This is a genomic window from Lentzea kristufekii, from assembly GCF_033949925.1.
In the GTDB taxonomy this organism is placed as follows: Bacteria; Actinomycetota; Actinomycetes; order Mycobacteriales; family Pseudonocardiaceae; genus Lentzea; species Lentzea kristufekii.
Genome location: NZ_JAXAVV010000002.1, coordinates 662,683 through 677,713 on the forward strand (window position 1 = coordinate 662,683; position 15,031 = coordinate 677,713).

The window sequence follows — 15,031 nt, forward strand, 5'->3', positions numbered from 1 at the left end:
CGGAGATCCGGGGGAATCATGAGAGCCACGTGGCACGTGCTGGGAGCGCTCGCGATCGTCACCGCGCTGGCCTACGCCCGCGACGTGGCGGACCCCGCCGTCGTTCCCGGAAGACCGGCTCCGCTGTCGATCGAGTCGATGCGCGCCATCGCGGACGAGAACTGCAAGCGGCCGCCCGGATATCGGGCCGGCACCCTGCAGATGCTCAGGGAGAGCGTCCTGGAGGTGGGTGTCACCGACAGCGAGCTGATCGTCTGCACCGTCAGCGGTTCAGGGCACGGCCAGTCGACCGGGAAGACCGACGAGCACGGCACCTACTACGTCGCCGGCCGCACGGGCCTGGTCTGGGACGACCAGAGCGTCGAGGTCGGGCGGGTCGCTCCCGGGGTCGCCGTCCTCGAGTTCGTGCTGCCCAGCGGGAAGGCCGTCAGGGCGGAGCTGTACGGCGAGGTCTTCCTCTGCCACGTGCCGGAGAAGATCACCTCCGTGCGGATCCGGGCCTACGACGCGGGCGGCCACCTCCTGCAAGACGTCATGATCTAGCGGACCAGGCCGGACTCGTAGGCCGCGATCACGAGCTGGGCGCGGTCGCGGGCGTGCAGCTTCGCCAGCAGGTTCCCGATGTGCGTCTTCACGGTGCCGGTGCTGACGTGCAGCTCGGCCATGATCTCCGCGTTGGACCGCCCGCGGGCGATCAGCAGCAGCACCTCCTTCTCCCGCTCGGTCAGGCGCTCCAGCCCGCGCACGGCGGGCGCGGCGGGACGCCGGACGAACTCCGAGATGAGCCGGCGCGTGACCGTCGGCGACAGCAGCGACTCACCGGACGCGACCACGCGGATCGCGGCCAGCAGCTCGGCGGGTGGCGTGTCCTTGAGCAGGAAACCTGAGGCGCCGGCGCGCAGCGCCCCGAAGACGTACTCGTCGAGGTCGAACGTCGTCAGCACGAGCACGCGCGGCCCGTCCAGCAGCCGGGTGGCCTCGATGCCGTCCATCTCGGGCATGCGGATGTCCATCAGCACGACGTCCGGCTCGAGTTCGGACGCCAGCGCGACGGCCTCGGCGCCGGTGCCGGCCTCGCCCACCACGGTCAGGTCCGGTTCGTGGTCGACCAGCATCCGGAAGCTGGCGCGCAGCAACGCCTGGTCGTCGGCTATCAGCACGCGGATCATCGCTGCGGCAGTTCCGCGACGACCCGGAAACCACCCTCGGGACCGGGGCCCGCGCTGAACGTGCCGCCGTAGACGGCCACGCGTTCGCGCATGCCGATCAGTCCGTGCCCCACTCCGAGCTCCTTCACCCCAGGCCCGTCGTCCGCCACCTCGACGCGGACGGCTTCCGGTGTCACGTCTACCAGCACCGTGCACGACGCGGGTGCCGCGTGCTTCACGACGTTCGTCAGCGCCTCCTGCACGATCCGGTACGCCGAGAGCCCGATGCCTTCCGGCACAGCGGTGTCACCGCGCACGTCCAGCGTGACGCGCACACCCGCGAGTGACGCGCGGTCGGCGAGATCCGCGAGCCCGTCGAGGCCGGGGGAGGGTGCCAGGTCGGCGTCGGACCGCAGCACGCCCAGCAGCCCGCGCATCTCGGTCAGCGCCGCCCTGCTCGTCTCCGAGATCACCCGCAACGCCTCGTACGCGTGCTCGGGTGACCGCACGTGTGCGGCGTTCGCGGCCTGCACGGTGATCAGGGAGAGGTTGTGCGCCACCACGTCGTGCAGTTCGCGGGCGATGCGCATGCGTTCGTCGGAGAGGGCCTGTTCGGCCTGTTGCGCGGACTCCCGTGCGAAGTACGACCGCCGCATCCGGGTCGTGTAGCCGATGACCCAGACGGCGCTCGTCGCCGCGAGGACGACCAGCACGTTCTCCGGTTCACCGCCGGAGACGCCGGAGATCGCGACCACGGCGCCCGCGAGTCCGGCGAGCGACCAGGTCCGGGAACGCTCGACGGCCACGGTGTAGAGCGCGAAGCACACGGCTCCGACCGGGGCGCCGAGTGCCTCCGTCGGCAGCACCTGGCCGACCACCACCGCCGCCGTGGCGGCCGTGGTGACCACCAGTGCCGTCACGGGCCAGATCCGGCGGACCGCGACGGGCAGCGCGACGAGGAGGGTGCCGGGAACGACGAGCCACCACGGCTTGTCCTGGTGCTCCAGCATCGCGTAGCCGACGAGAACGCCGATCACCAGCGCCGCGGTCACGTCGACCAGGTAGAGGTGCAGTCTTGCGATCACGACGACGACGGTAACGAGCGTGCGTCCGAACCGCCTCGGACCACGGTCCGATTCCGGGGATCGGAGCACGGGCCGATCCCTTCCCGCAGGATTCGGCCCACTCTCTTCCGCATGATCGAGGTGCGGAACCTGACGAAGAGATACGGGGACACGACGGCGGTCGAGGGCCTGTCGTTCACCGTCCACCCCGGACTGGTGACGGGCTTCCTCGGCCCGAACGGCGCCGGCAAGTCCACGACGATGCGGATGATCCTCGGCCTGGACCGGCCCACGGGTGGTGAGGCCCTCATCGCCGGTCGGCGCTACCAGGACCTGGACCGGCCGTTGCGGCACGTCGGCGTGCTGCTCGACCCCGCCGCCGTGCACCACGGCCGCAAGGCGCTCGACCACCTGCGCTGGCTCGCCGCGAGCAACGGCATCAGCGAGAAGCGCGCGGTCGAGCTGCTGGAACAGGTCGGCCTGGGAGGCGTGCGGCACAAGCGGATCAGGGCGTTGTCGCTCGGCATGAAGCAACGGCTGGGCGTCGCGGCTGCCCTGCTCGGCGATCCTCAGGTGCTGATGTTCGACGAGCCGGTGAACGGACTCGACCCCGAGGGTGTGCGGTGGATCCGCGACCTGATGCGCGGGCTCGCGAAGGAGGGCCGCACGGTCTTCGTCTCCAGCCACCTGATGAGCGAGATGGCGCTGACCGCGGACCACGTCGTGATCGTCGCAAGAGGACGGCTGGTCAAGGAGACGCCGATGGAGGCGTTGACCCGCAACGGTTCGCTGGAGGACGCCTACCTCGAACTCACCTCCGGGAGGGGACTGTGAAGAACGCGCTCGCCGCGGAGTGGCTGAAACTCCGGACCGTCCGCGCGCCGTACGGGCTGGTCTGCGCCGTCGGTCTGATGGTGGTCGCGGGCGCGCTGCTGTCGTGGCTGATCGTCCAGGACTACGACACGTCCCCGGCCGCCGAACAGGCGCGGTTCGCGTCCGCCGACAACAGCGTGGTGATCACGCCGGTCGTCCAGTTCCTCGTCGCCGCGCTCGGCGCCCTGGTCGCCACCTCCGACCCGAGGCTGACCGCGCTGACCGCGGTGCCGGACCGCAAACGCCTGCTGGCCGCCAAAACCGCGCTCGTCGCCGCCGCGGCCGTGGTGATCGGCGTCGTCACGCTCGCCCTCAGCGTGGGCGGCAGCTGGCTGATCATGGGGGACCGGCCGCCACCGATCGCGCCCTGGGACGGCCTGGGCGACGTGCTGCCGTGGGCCGGGGCCGCCGCGCTGTCGATCCTGGTGACAGGCCTGGCCGGCCTCGGGATCGGTCTCGCGGTGAGGTCGACGGCCGTCACGATCGTCGTGGTGGGCGTGCTGCTGTGGGGTCTGCCCGCGATCACGCCGATGCTGCCGGAACCGTGGAACATGGACGCGTCTGCGGTGATGGTGCCGTACCTGGTGTGGGAGGTCGCGGGCGTCGTCGAAGACCCGCCGCTGGGTCCGCCTGCCGCGGTCGCAGTTTTGATCTTTTACGCACTGGTGACTCTCGGTACCGGAACTGTGACTCTTCTGCGACGAGACGCTTGACGCGCTCCGGGGGCGGCCCTATGGTCGTCTGTACCTTTAACGGTAAGGAAACTTACCTAACTAATCCGCCGCCAGCAGTCCGAGAGGAGACGCTGTATGTCTTGGCAGAAGTCTGTGGTGGCGCTCGCCGCGGCAGTCGTGCTCCCGCTGACCGGTGTGATGGCGGGCAGTTCCGTCGCCGCCGCTCCCGAGGGGGACTTCGCCGCTGCCGCGCTGCCGCCGGGTTCGCCCGCGGCGGTCAACGGTCAGCTCAAGGTCTGTGGCGTCAAGCTGTGCAACAAGAACGGCAAGCAGATCCAGTTGCGCGGCATGAGCACGCACGGGATCCAGTGGTACTCCCAGTGCGTGAAGACCGCGTCCCTGGACGCACTCGCCAACGACTGGAAGGCGGACGTCCTCCGCATCTCGATGTACATCCAGGAAGGTGGCTACGAGACCAACCCTCGCAAGTTCACCGACATGGTGCACGGGTACATCGAGGAGGCCACGAAGCGCGGCCTGTACGCGCTCGTCGACTGGCACCAGCTCTCGCCGGGCGACCCGAACCACAACACCGCGCGCGCCAAGACCTTCTTCAAGGAGATCGCGCAGCGGCACAAGGACAAGACGAACATCATCTACGACATCGCCAACGAGCCGAACGGCGTGTCGTGGTCGCGGGTCAAGTCCTACGCGGAGGCCGTCATCCCGACGATCCGCGCGGAGGACCCGGACAGCCTCGTGCTCGTCGGCACGCACGGCTGGTCGACGTTCGGCCTGTCCGACGGCAAGAACATCAACGAGGTCAGCCAGAACAAGGTCAACGCCTCGAACCTGATGTACACGTTCCACTTCTACGCGAAGGACCACCGCGACTCGTACCTCAACGCGTTGCGCACGGTCTCGAGCCAGGTGCCGGTCTTCGTCACCGAGTTCGGTTCGCAGGAGGCCTCCGGTGACGGTCCCAACGACTTCACCATGACGAACAAGTTCATCGCGTTCATGAAGGAGGCGAAGATCTCCTGGACCAACTGGAACTTCTCCGACGACCAGCGGACCGGCGCGGTGTTCAAGAGCGGCACGTGCTCCGGGAGCAGCTTCTCCGGTGAGGGTCCCCTGAAGGACGCCGGCAAGTGGGTGCGCAACCACATCCGCACGGCCGACGACTTCTGATCTGGCTGAACGACCGGCCCCGGCGGGTCACGTGAGCGGCGGTCCTCCGGGGCCGCCGTTTACCGTTGTCGGCATGGGTCAACTCGCACTCGGTCTCGCCTCGCTCGGTCGTCCCGCGTACATCAATCTCGGGCGTGAGGGCGCGCTCCCCGCCGTGCGCGATGTCGAGTCCATGCGGGCGCAGTGCCATCGCGTCCTGGACACGGCCTACGAACTGGGCATCCGCTGGGTCGACGCGGCTCGTTCGTACGGGCTGTCGGAGGACTTCCTGTCGTCGTGGCTGCCCGGCCACGACGACGTGACGGTCTCCAGCAAGTGGGGCTACGCCTACACCGCGGACTGGCGGCCGGACGCCGAGGTGCACGAGGTCAAGGAGCACTCGCTCGCGCGGTTCAGCCGGCAGTGGCAGGAGACTTCGGCTCTGCTGCCACGGGTCTCGCTCTACCAGGTGCACTCGCTGACGGCCGACAGCCCGCTGTTCGCCGATCGCGCGCTGCAGGACGCGATGGTCTCGATCGGCGTGCCGCTGGGCTTCTCGACGTCGGGGCCGCGGCAGGCCGACACGATCCGCAAAGCACTGGACCTCGGCATCTTCGGGTCCGTCCAGTCCACCTGGAACCTCCTGGAGACCTCCGCGGGGGAGGCGTTGCGGGAGGCGCACGACGCCGGGCTGCGCGTGATCGTCAAGGAGGGCGTGGCCAACGGACGGCTCGTCGTGGAGCCTCCGCAAGCGGTTGCGGCACAGGCGAAGGCGCTGGGCGTGGGGCCGGACGCCGTTGCCCTGGCGGCGATCGTGCGGCAGCCGTGGGCGGACGTCGTGCTGTCCGGCGCGGCGAGCCCGGAGCAGCTGCTGTCCAATGTGGACGCGCTGCGGATCGACGCCGACCTGCCGGACCTGGCCGAGCCCGCCGACCAGTACTGGAAAATCCGTTCCGGGCTCACCTGGAACTAGTTACGGTGGCGCCGTGAGCGATGCGCCCGTCGAGGCTTTCGAACCCCCGTACTACGCGGTTGTCTTCACCACCGTCCGGACCGACGACCAGAGCGGCTACCGCGAGACCAACGCGCGCATGGAGGAACTGGTGAAGGACGTCCCCGGCTATCTGGGGATGGACCACGCCCAGAACCCCGGCGGGCTCGGCATCACCGTCGCGTACTTCCGCGACGAGGACGCACTCATGCGGTGGCGGACCGACCTGGAGCACCGGGCGGCGCAGAAGCGCGGCCGGGACAGCTGGTACCAGAGCTACACGCTGCACGTGGCGAAGGTCGAGCGCAGCCACACGTTCACGCGTTCTTAGTTCCGCGCAGCCATTCCCGGCCGATCGCGCGGCCGTCCGGCACGAGCGGCCAGCCGGGGTCCTCGATCTTGCCGCGCAGCTCGGCCACGTTCATCCACCCGCCCCAGGCGACCTCCTCGGGCTGGTGGATGAACGGGCCGTCGCTGCGCGTCTCGTAGACCCACGCGTGGTAGCGCGTCAGCTCGTCGACGTAGGTGGTCCGGAAGAGCGGGGTCAGCGGGGTCTCGATCCCGAGCTCCTCGCGCAGCTCGCGGACCGCCGCCTCGTCCGGGGTCTCGCCCGCGTCGATCACGCCGCCCGCCGAGAAGTCGTACAGGCCGGGGAAGATGTCCTTGGTGTCCGTGCGGCGGTGCACGTAGACCCGTTCGCCGTCGCCGGAGAACACCACGGTCAGGACGCAGCCGTGCCAGAGGTTCTCCGCGCGCATCCGCTCGCGGGTCACCTCGCCGATCACGTTCGCGGCCTCGTCGTAGAGGTTGATCATCCCCGGTGTCCTCCTGTGGTCGTACGCGAGCCTGCTACCCCAGTCCGACGCCCGCTGATCGCCTTCCTTCCTACCTTCGTGAACGTCAGACGTCACCGAGGAGGATTCGTGTCCACTTCCCTGCGGCTCGGCATCGCCGAGTTCCGCGCCCGGCCGGGCCGCGCTCTGCTGCCCGGCGTCGCGCTCGTCGTCGGCGTGGCCTGCCTGCTGGCCGCCCTGGTGCTGAGCGACGCGCTCACCCGGTCGGTCGACGAGGGCGCGCCCCTCACACCGTCGTCGGTGAGTCACGTGGTGGACACCAAGCCCGCCGAGTACGGGACCGCCGAGGAGAACCGGCCGAAGCTGGACGACGCGGTGCTGGCCAAGCTGTCCGCCGTCGGCAGGGCGGTGCCGGTGCAGGTGGCGCAGGCCGACCTGCTGGACGCGAACGGCCGTGCGGGGCAGCACCGGGCCGAGGTGCACGTCCAGCAGCCGGACCTGGTGCGCTGGCCGCTGGCCGAGGGCAAGGCTCCGGCGGCGAACGGCGAGGTCGCCGTCGACAAGATCACCGCCTACGAGCGGGGCTTGAAGCCCGGCGACAGGATCAAGCTCGCCGCCGCGGACGGCAAGCCCGTCGAGGTGACCGTCAGCGGGGTCATGAAGAAGGGCGGGATGGACGCGCGGCCGATCCTGGTCGCCGGTCCGGACCTGGCACGCGCTCTAGACCCGGCGCCGTTCACCAAGGAGATCTGGGTGCTCGGCGGTGCGCGGGACGCCGTCAAGGCCGCGGCGGGTGCCTCGTACGTCGTGTGGGACCCGGCGCCGGACGCCGACAGCATCGGCAACGACCTGATGTTCATCCTGCTGCCGTTCAGCGTGCTCGCACTGGCCACGGCGGTCTTCGTCGCGGCGGCCACGTTCCGCGCGGTCTACGCGCAACGGCAGCGGCAGACGGCGTTGCTGCGGTGCATCGGTGCCCAGCGCGGGCCGTTGGTGCGCAGGAGCCTGTTCGAGGCGTTCGTGACGGGTGCGGTGGCGGGTGTCGCCGGGGCGTTGCTCGGCGGGCCGATGGCGTGGCTGCTGGCGCGGACGTTCGACGCCACCGGCATCTCGGCGCTGTTCGGCGCGGTGGAGCTCAGCCCTGAGCTGCTGCCGTCGCTCGGGTACGTGATCCTCGGAGTCGCCGTTGCCGCTCTGTTGAGCGTGATGGCGGCTGTTCGTCCCGCGATCAACGCCGCGCGTGTGTCGCCGTTGGCCGCTCTGCGTGACGCGGACAGCGAGGTGCCGACTCGCTCCGTTCGCCGCCTTCGGTTCGTGTTCGGTGTTCTGTTCACCGGTGGTGCCGCGTTGCTCGCGATGCTGGCCATCGCCGCCAAGGGCACGGTCGCGGCTCCTCTCTCCGTGACGTTCTCCGCGATCGCCGCGGTGACCGGGCTGTTCTGGATCCTCGGCCCCGTCACGGTGCCGTTCATCGCTCGCCTGTTCGGCAAGATCGGCGGTACCCAGTGGAAGCTCGCCGGCGCCGAGGTGCGCCGGATGCCGCAGCGGTCGGCCTCCGTGGCGCTGCCGTTGCTGCTGGCCAGTTCGATGGTGACGTTCTTCCTGGTCCTGCTGGGCGGAGCGCAGGAGATGACCTACCAGTACGCCAACGAGGAACGCCCGGACGCGACCGTGGTGGACGCGGGCGACCGGCCGTTGCCGGAGATCCCCGCGCAGCCGGACGTGGCCGCGAGCGTCGTGCTGCACAAGACCTCGGACAGCGCCGCGAGCGTCGATCCCGAGGAGTTCAAGGCCTGGCTCAAGGCGCAGAACGTGTCCGGTGCCGAACAGCTCACCGCCGGGACCGCGATCGTGCCGCCGCACTGGGAGGACCGGCCGTTCGTCGAGGCCGACGGCACGCAGTACAAGGTCGTGGGCACGATCCCCGGCAGCATCACCGGCTACGTGCCGATCATCGCCGGACCCACCTCGGGACCCGCCGAGAAGGTGCTCGTCGCGTTGAAGCCCGGCGTCGACCCGGCCCGGTTCCGGGCGGGACTGCAGGCCGCGCTGCCGAACAACCCGACCGTGATCGTGCAGACCGACGCGGACGAACGCGCCGAGGCGGACCGGTACATGCACCTGGGCACCGTGCTGATGATGGTCCTGCTCGGACTGTCCGTGGCGGTCGCCGTGACCGGCATCGGCACCGCGCTGACCATCTCCGTCCAGGAACGCCGCAAGGAGCTCGCACTAAGGCGCGCCTTGGGCGTCACTAGGGGCGGGCTGCAGGGCGGAGTCATCGCTGAAGCGATCATGCTGGCCCTGGTCGGTGTGATCGGTGGCGGAGTGCTCGGGTTCGTCTACGCGGAAATCGCGATCCTCTCGACCGGCATCGAGATGTCGCTGCCCGGCCTGAAGGTCGTGTTGCCGCTGGTCATCGGGGCGATGGCGGTCGTGGTGCTCGCGGTGCTGGCGGCGTTCGGGCCCTCCCGCGGCGCGTCGCGGATTCGGCCGGCAGCCGGACTCGCCTCCGGCTGAACCCCCGGATCGGGCATCCGGGTGAATAGGGTGGGGGGAGCTTCAACGCGAGGCTCCCCACACGCTTGTGTCGGGTTCAGGTCATAAGGTGTTGCGCATGCGGCGGATCATGGGAACCGAGGTCGAGTACGGCATCTCAGTGCCGGGCGACGCGACCGCGAACCCGGTGCTCACTTCGACACAGGTGGTGCTCGCGTACGCGGCGGCGGCGGACATACCGCGCGCCAGGCGGGCGCGCTGGGACTACGAGGTGGAGTCACCGTTGCGCGACGCGCGCGGGTTCGACCTGGGATCGCCCGGTGGGCATCCCGCCGACTCCGACGTCGAGGACCTGGGCGCGGCGAACGTCATCCTCACCAACGGCGCGCGGCTCTACGTCGACCACGCGCACCCCGAGTACTCGGCACCCGAGGTCACCAACGCGCGTGACGCGGTGATCTGGGACAAGGCGGGGGAGCGGGTGATGGAGGAGGCCGCGATCAAGGCCGCCTCCGTGCCGGGCCAGCCCCGCCTGCAGCTGTACAAGAACAACGTCGACGGCAAGGGCGCGTCGTACGGAACGCACGAGAACTACCTGATGCAGCGCTCGACGCCGTTCACGGCCGTCATCGCGGGCCTCACGCCGTTCTTCGTGTCGCGCCAGGTCATCACGGGGTCCGGCCGCGTGGGCATCGGGCAGTCCGGCGAGGAGGCCGGCTTCCAGCTCTCGCAGCGCTCCGACTACATCGAGGTCGAGGTCGGCCTGGAGACGACGCTCAAGCGCGGCATCATCAACACGCGCGACGAGCCGCACGCGGACGCGGACAAGTACCGCCGCCTGCACGTCATCATCGGCGACGCGAACCTGGCCGAGTACTCCACGTTCCTCAAGGTCGGCACCACGTCCCTGGTGCTCGACATGATCGAGGCCGGGCAGCGGTTCGACGACCTGCGCATGGTCGACCCGGTGCGCGCGGTGCACCAGATCAGCCACGACCCGACCCTGAAGACCAAGGTCGAGATGACCGGCGGGCGCAAGTTCACCGGCCTCGACGTGCAGTTCGCCTACCACGAGCGGGCGCTGGCCTTCGTCGAGAAGGAAGGCGTCGGCGACCGCGAGGTCCTGCGGATCTGGGGCGAGGTCCTCGACGCGCTGGCCCGCGACCCGGCGGAGTGCGCCGACCGGCTCGACTGGGTCGCGAAGCTGCGGCTGCTCGAGGGCTACCGGCAGCGCGACGGCCTGGAGTGGGGCGCGGCCCGGCTCAACCTGGTCGACCTGCAGTACTCCGACGTCCGCCTCGACAAGGGCCTCTACAACCGCCTGGTCGCGCGGGGCTCGATGAAGCGGCTCGTGAGCGAGGAAGAGGTCCGCGCGGCCATCACCACGCCGCCCGAGGACACGCGTGCGTACTTCCGGGGCCGGTGCCTGGAGCGCTACCCGAGTTCGGTCGCGGCCGCGTCGTGGGACTCGGTGATCTTTGACCTCGGTCGAGAATCCCTCGTGCGAATTCCGACGCTGGAACCGCTCCGCGGGACGAAAGCGCACGTCGGAGCCCTTCTGGAGGCATCTGACACCGCCGAGCAGCTGGTGGACGCGCTGACTCGCGGGTGATCGTCTACCCGAGTGGCTCAGGGTTTTTGTCGGTGCCGCTGGGTAGTGTTCTTGTCAGGCGAGTAAGTGGGAGGCCCAGATGTCCCAGGAACAGAAGCAGCGCCAGGGTGGTGGCGACGGCGACGACGGCGCTGACGACGCCGCCGGCGCAGGTCAGGAACGCCGCGAGAAGCTCGGCGAGGACGTGGACGCGATCCTCGACGAGATCGACGACGTGCTCGAGGAGAACGCGGAGGACTTCGTCCGCGCATACGTGCAGAAGGGTGGTCAGTAGGCCTTCGGGGGCCTGTTGACCACCTCGGGGACGGGAGAACAACCAACACATGAACAACAGCTCGACCGGGCGTTACCCGGCCGCGGCGCTGCCCTCGGCGTACCTCACGCCGGGCTCGTCGTCGTTCACGGACTTCCTGCGGGCACAGGCACCCGACATGCTGCCTGGTGCCCGGAAGCTCCCGGAGGGGACCGTCCAGGCCCCGCACGGGACGACGATCGTCGCGGCCACCTACAAGGGTGGTGTCGTGATCGCCGGTGACAGGCGAGCGACGATGGGCAACGTGATCGCCCAGCGCGACATGAAGAAGGTCTTCGTGACCGACGACCACTCGGCCGTCGGCATCGCGGGCACGGCGGGCATCGCGATCGAGATCGTGCGCCTGTACACGGTGGAGCTGCGCCATTACGAGAAGATCGAGGGCGTGCCGCTGTCGCTGGACGGCAAGGCGAACCGCCTCTCGGCGATGATCAGGGGCAACCTCGACGCGGCCATGGCCGGTCTCGCCGTGGTGCCCCTGTTCGCCGGGTACGACACCTCGGCGACCGACTCGGACCGCGCCGGCCGCATCGTGTCCTACGACGTCACCGGCGGCCGTTACGAGGAGTCACAGGGCTACCAGGCCGTCGGCTCGGGCTCGCTGTTCGCGAAGTCGGCGCTCAAGAAGCTGTACGACCCGGACGCGGACGTCGAAGCCGCGATCCGCTCCGTCGTCGAAGCGCTCTACGACGCGGCGGACGACGACTCGGCGACAGGTGGCCCGGACCCGGTCCGCCGTCTCTACCCGATCGTCGTCACCATCAACGGTGCCGACGGTGCCGTCGAGGTACCGGAGCCCCAGGTCGCCACGATCGCCGACGCGGTCGTCGAAGGCCGCAGGTCCCGCCCTTCAGGCTGAGTCCCCCACAGGTTCGACGTCAGGAGCACCACCCATGACGATGCCGCTGTACGCATCGGCAGAGCAGGTGATGCGCGACCGCTCGGAGTACGCCCGCAAGGGCATCGCCAGGGGTCGCAGCGTCATCGTGCTCAAGTACGCCGACGGCATTCTCTTCGTCGCGGAGAACCCCTCCAGCACGCTGCACAAGGTCTCGGAGATCTACGACCGCATCGGCTTCGCCGCGGTGGGCCGCTACAGCGAGTTCGAGAACCTCCGCCAGGCCGGGATCCGGTTCGCCGACGTCCGCGGGTACCAGAACGACCCGCGCGACGTGACCTCCCGCTCGCTGGCGAACGTCTACGCCACCACGCTGGGCACCTACTTCACCGAGCAGATCAAGCCCTTCGAGGTGGAGATCGCGGTGGCCGAGGTGGGCGACACCGCCGCTTCGGACACGTTGTACCGGCTGACGTACGACGGGTCCATCGTGGACGAGCCCCAGTACATCGTGATGGGCGGCACCGTCGATGCCGCCAACACGGCGCTGAAGGAAGCCTTCGCCGACGGGTTGTCGTTGGCCGAGGCGGTTCCGGTCGCGGTGAAGGCGTTGTCCGCCGGGTCTTCGTCCACCGGGACCAGTGCGTCCGAGATTCTTCCGGCTGCCAAGCTTGAGGTGGCGGTGCTGGAGAGGGCTCGGCCTCGGCGGGCGTTCCGGCGGATCGCTGGGGCGGCTTTGGATGCCTTGATGCCTGTGCCTACCAAGGACGGCAAGGCTGTTGAGGATGTTGAGCTGCCTTCTGGGGACGAGTCCAAGTAGGTTGGTTTTGTGATTGGCCCCTGGCTTTTGCCGGGGGCCTTTTGCGTTGGCGGGAGCCTTTTGCGTTGGCGGGCTTGCGGTTGCGTGCTTCCACCTGGGGGCGCTGCCCCCAGACCCCCGGCAATCTGATCGAGGGGTGGCGCCGTGGGCGGGTTGATGGCACGCCTGCCTGTTGCGTTGGGCGGCTGCCGGTTGCTTAGAGGCTTGCGTTGGCGGTGGGGTCCCGTCACGAGTCGCACCAAGAGCGGGCCACACCTGAGGGGTGAGGCAAGAGCTGTGGCGCGACTCGTGACGGGACCCCACCGCCCTTGCCTTATGGAAGGACGGCTCGCCTTCGGCTTCGCTTGGGCCGGCTGCTACCTCGCGTAGTTCGCTAGTAGGTCTGCTAGTTCTTGTGGTTTGCTCAGTGATGCGCAGTGGCCTGCGGCCAGTTCTGCCGGCTCTACGGCGGGGAGGCGGGTTTCTACCACCTTGCGCATGAAGTCCGGGGTGAAGAACCGGTCCTCTGTGCACAGGATGAAGTGTGTGGGCACGTTCGGCATCGCGTCTGACGGCCACGGCTTGGCCATTGAGTTCTCGGACATGCCGCGTTCGCGCTTCTGCGCTTCCGCTGCCAGGTCTGGTGGGACGTCGTGGAAGAACTTGTCCTCCAGGCCCGAGTCGGTGTAGCCGGTGTTCTCCCACCAGTCGCCCGGGGTTTCGCCTGGGGCGGGGAGCATTGCCGTTACGTAGACCAGGGCTTTGGCGTTGATGCTCGCTGCGGCCAGTGGGGCCACGAAGCCGCCGAACGAGTGGCCCACCACGACTACGTCCTCTGTGGACGGTAAGGCGTCTGTCAGTGCTTGTGCCCAGTCCGTCAGGTCCTTCGACTCGTCTTCGATGGGGAGGTCGGGGGCGACTGCGGTGTGGCCCTTGGCTTGCAAGGCGGTTGCTACCAGGTGCCACGACCAGCCTACGTCGCCCCCTCCGTGTGCTATGGCGAAGGTGGTCATGGGGCGAGCCTAGGCGCGACGTTCTATCGGCAGGCGGGAACGGGTGAAGAGGGCCGCGCCCAGCATTGCCACGGACGGGACCAGCAGGAGTGAGATTGCGATGGTGGGCCAGGGGATCGTCAGCGGGTTCAGTTCTGGTCGGGGCCAGACGGTGGCGTAGCCGACGTTGAGGGCTGCCAGCAGTGCCAGGGCTGAGCCTGCGCCTGCCGCTGTGCCCAGCAGGCCGCCTAGTCCGGCGATCACGCCTGCTTGGCTGAGGGACAGCAGTTTTCGCAGCCGTGGGGGTGCGCCTATCGCTGCGAGTGTGGTGAGGTCTCGGCGGCCGTCTGCTGCTGCCAGGCCGGTGGCCAGTGCTGCTGCTGCGAGAGTGATGATGCCTGCTACCAGGCCGAGGATGGTCAGGGCCTGTTGTACGTCTGATTCTGTCGGGCGGTCCACATTCACCTCGTACTCGCCGCCGAGTGAGGTTCACCCCGAACGGTGGACAGGGGCTTAAGAAGTTCAGGCAGCTGCTCGGAGCGACTTCTCATAGTCGCTGGGACTGCGCATCCCGAGCTTGGAGTGCCGCCGCGTACTGTTGTAGAAACGGATCCACTTGTCAACTGCGGCAACAAGTTCCGTCTTGGTGGCGTAGACGTGCCGGTAGTAGTGCTCGTGTTTGAACGTGGACCAGAACGACTCTGCGGGGCTGTTGTCCCAGCAGATCCCGGTGGCGCCCATCGATCGGCGCAGCCCGTGCCGGAAGCACGCCTGTGCCGTCAGGTTGGCCGTGTATTCGCCGCCGCGGTCGGAATGCAGGATCGTGCCGCGGCACCGGCCGCCACGGGCGGCCGCCGCGGCTTCGATGGCGGTGGTGACCATCTCGGCGCTGATGTGGTCGGCGACGCTGTAGCCGAGAACTGTGCGAGAGTGCCCGTCCCGGATCGCGCACAGGAACATCTCGCCTTCACCACAGGACAAGTACGTGATGTCGGTCAGCCACACGGCATTCAGACGGCCCTGGTCGAACTCACGCTCGACGAGATCCGGAGGGAACGACGCCGCCGGATCGACGATCGTCGTTCTGACCTTGAACGTGCGCGGGCTGATGCCCTCGATCCCGATACCGGCCATGACCTTGGCGACGGTCTTCGCGCTGACCACCTCGCCCTGATCCCGCAACTCCGCGGTGACCCTCGGCGACCCGTAGGTCCCGCCAGAGTCCTTGTGCGCCTGGGTGATCTTCACCTCCAGATCCGCGCGA

16 protein-coding genes and 1 pseudogene are annotated in these 15,031 nt (G+C 68.9%); 11 read left to right on the plus strand and 6 right to left on the minus strand.

Annotation, left to right across the window (positions count from 1 at the left end):
• The first annotated feature begins 18 nt into the window (after positions 1–18).
• Positions 19–543: a hypothetical protein gene (locus SK571_RS06690; RefSeq protein WP_319983137.1), complete on the plus strand. Its 525-nt coding sequence runs from the start codon at positions 19–21 to the stop codon at positions 541–543.
• Here the strand turns inward: SK571_RS06690 and SK571_RS06695 are convergent.
• Positions 540–1,169, minus strand: coding sequence for a response regulator transcription factor (locus SK571_RS06695; RefSeq protein ID WP_319983138.1), 630 nt, complete (start codon positions 1,167–1,169; stop codon positions 540–542). The genes SK571_RS06690 and SK571_RS06695 overlap by 4 nt on opposite strands.
• Positions 1,166–2,233: a sensor histidine kinase gene (locus tag SK571_RS06700; RefSeq protein WP_319983139.1), complete on the minus strand. Its 1,068-nt coding sequence runs from the start codon at positions 2,231–2,233 to the stop codon at positions 1,166–1,168. The genes SK571_RS06695 and SK571_RS06700 overlap by 4 nt, the downstream gene beginning before the upstream one ends.
• 111 nt (positions 2,234–2,344) lie before the next feature.
• Between SK571_RS06700 and SK571_RS06705 the strand changes: the two are divergent.
• From SK571_RS06705 to SK571_RS06725, 5 genes and pseudogenes are all read left to right on the plus strand, one after another.
• Positions 2,345–2,989 (plus strand): annotated as a pseudogene (locus tag SK571_RS06705) (ABC transporter ATP-binding protein); the annotation flags it as partial.
• Between the two features lie 53 nt (positions 2,990–3,042).
• Positions 3,043–3,798: an ABC transporter permease gene (locus tag SK571_RS06710; RefSeq protein ID WP_319983140.1), complete on the plus strand. Its 756-nt coding sequence runs from the start codon at positions 3,043–3,045 to the stop codon at positions 3,796–3,798.
• Between the two features lie 96 nt (positions 3,799–3,894).
• Positions 3,895–4,950, plus strand: a complete 1,056-nt coding sequence (locus SK571_RS06715; protein WP_319983141.1) for a glycoside hydrolase family 5 protein — start codon at positions 3,895–3,897, stop codon at positions 4,948–4,950.
• A gap of 73 nt (positions 4,951–5,023) precedes the next feature.
• On the plus strand, positions 5,024–5,902 hold the full coding sequence (locus SK571_RS06720; protein ID WP_319983142.1) for an aldo/keto reductase: 879 nt from the start codon (positions 5,024–5,026) through the stop codon (positions 5,900–5,902).
• A gap of 13 nt (positions 5,903–5,915) precedes the next feature.
• Positions 5,916–6,251, plus strand: a complete 336-nt coding sequence (locus tag SK571_RS06725; protein ID WP_319983143.1) for an antibiotic biosynthesis monooxygenase family protein — start codon at positions 5,916–5,918, stop codon at positions 6,249–6,251.
• Here SK571_RS06725 and SK571_RS06730 read toward each other — a convergent pair.
• Positions 6,238–6,735 carry an NUDIX hydrolase gene (locus tag SK571_RS06730; protein ID WP_319983144.1) on the minus strand — a complete coding sequence of 166 codons (498 nt, stop codon included), beginning with the start codon at positions 6,733–6,735 and terminating at the stop codon, positions 6,238–6,240. The genes SK571_RS06725 and SK571_RS06730 overlap by 14 nt on opposite strands.
• 108 nt (positions 6,736–6,843) lie before the next feature.
• On the opposite strand from SK571_RS06730, the gene SK571_RS06735 reads away from it, so the two are divergent.
• The 5 genes from SK571_RS06735 to prcA all read left to right on the plus strand — a co-directional run bounded on the left by SK571_RS06735 (position 6,844) and on the right by prcA (position 12,796).
• Positions 6,844–9,234, plus strand: coding sequence for an FtsX-like permease family protein (locus SK571_RS06735; RefSeq protein WP_319983145.1), 2,391 nt, complete (start codon positions 6,844–6,846; stop codon positions 9,232–9,234).
• A gap of 97 nt (positions 9,235–9,331) precedes the next feature.
• A complete protein-coding gene (dop, locus tag SK571_RS06740) occupies positions 9,332–10,825 on the plus strand; it encodes a depupylase/deamidase Dop (protein WP_266035044.1) in 1,494 nt (497 codons plus the stop codon).
• 79 nt (positions 10,826–10,904) lie between these two features.
• Entirely contained in the window at positions 10,905–11,099 is a 195-nt protein-coding gene (locus tag SK571_RS06745) for a ubiquitin-like protein Pup (protein ID WP_030471529.1), read from the plus strand.
• A 49-nt stretch (positions 11,100–11,148) separates the two neighbouring features.
• Positions 11,149–11,997: a proteasome subunit beta gene (gene prcB / locus SK571_RS06750; RefSeq protein ID WP_319983146.1), complete on the plus strand. Its 849-nt coding sequence runs from the start codon at positions 11,149–11,151 to the stop codon at positions 11,995–11,997.
• A gap of 34 nt (positions 11,998–12,031) precedes the next feature.
• Positions 12,032–12,796, plus strand: a complete 765-nt coding sequence (prcA, locus tag SK571_RS06755) for a proteasome subunit alpha (RefSeq protein ID WP_319983147.1) — start codon at positions 12,032–12,034, stop codon at positions 12,794–12,796.
• Positions 12,797–13,152: 356 nt separating this feature from the next.
• On the opposite strand, the gene SK571_RS06760 is transcribed toward prcA, so the two are convergent.
• The 3 genes from SK571_RS06760 to SK571_RS06770 all read right to left on the minus strand — a co-directional run.
• Positions 13,153–13,788 carry an alpha/beta fold hydrolase gene (locus SK571_RS06760; protein WP_319983148.1) on the minus strand — a complete coding sequence of 212 codons (636 nt, stop codon included), beginning with the start codon at positions 13,786–13,788 and terminating at the stop codon, positions 13,153–13,155.
• A 9-nt stretch (positions 13,789–13,797) separates the two neighbouring features.
• The gene (locus SK571_RS06765) at positions 13,798–14,232 is read right to left on the minus strand and encodes an FtsX-like permease family protein (RefSeq protein WP_319983149.1); all 435 of its coding nucleotides are present in this window, start codon (positions 14,230–14,232) and stop codon (positions 13,798–13,800) included.
• 57 nt (positions 14,233–14,289) lie between these two features.
• The coding region (locus tag SK571_RS06770) for an IS3 family transposase (RefSeq protein ID WP_319983150.1) at positions 14,290–15,031 on the minus strand (742 nt) is incomplete at its 5' end.

Excerpts from the sequence above, each read along its gene's own strand:
- SK571_RS06690 (WP_319983137.1), top strand. The coding sequence starts at position 19 with ATGAGAGCCACGTGGCACGTGCTGGGAGCGCTCGCGATCGTCACCGCG.
- SK571_RS06695 (WP_319983138.1), bottom strand. The coding sequence starts at position 1,169 with ATGATCCGCGTGCTGATAGCCGACGACCAGGCGTTGCTGCGCGCCAGC.
- SK571_RS06715 (WP_319983141.1), top strand. The coding sequence starts at position 3,895 with ATGTCTTGGCAGAAGTCTGTGGTGGCGCTCGCCGCGGCAGTCGTGCTC.
- SK571_RS06720 (WP_319983142.1), top strand. The coding sequence starts at position 5,024 with ATGGGTCAACTCGCACTCGGTCTCGCCTCGCTCGGTCGTCCCGCGTAC.
- SK571_RS06730 (WP_319983144.1), bottom strand. The coding sequence starts at position 6,735 with ATGATCAACCTCTACGACGAGGCCGCGAACGTGATCGGCGAGGTGACC.
- dop (WP_266035044.1), top strand. The coding sequence starts at position 9,332 with ATGCGGCGGATCATGGGAACCGAGGTCGAGTACGGCATCTCAGTGCCG.
- SK571_RS06745 (WP_030471529.1), top strand. The coding sequence starts at position 10,905 with ATGTCCCAGGAACAGAAGCAGCGCCAGGGTGGTGGCGACGGCGACGAC.
- prcB (WP_319983146.1), top strand. The coding sequence starts at position 11,149 with ATGAACAACAGCTCGACCGGGCGTTACCCGGCCGCGGCGCTGCCCTCG.
- prcA (WP_319983147.1), top strand. The coding sequence starts at position 12,032 with ATGACGATGCCGCTGTACGCATCGGCAGAGCAGGTGATGCGCGACCGC.
- SK571_RS06760 (WP_319983148.1), bottom strand. The coding sequence starts at position 13,788 with ATGACCACCTTCGCCATAGCACACGGAGGGGGCGACGTAGGCTGGTCG.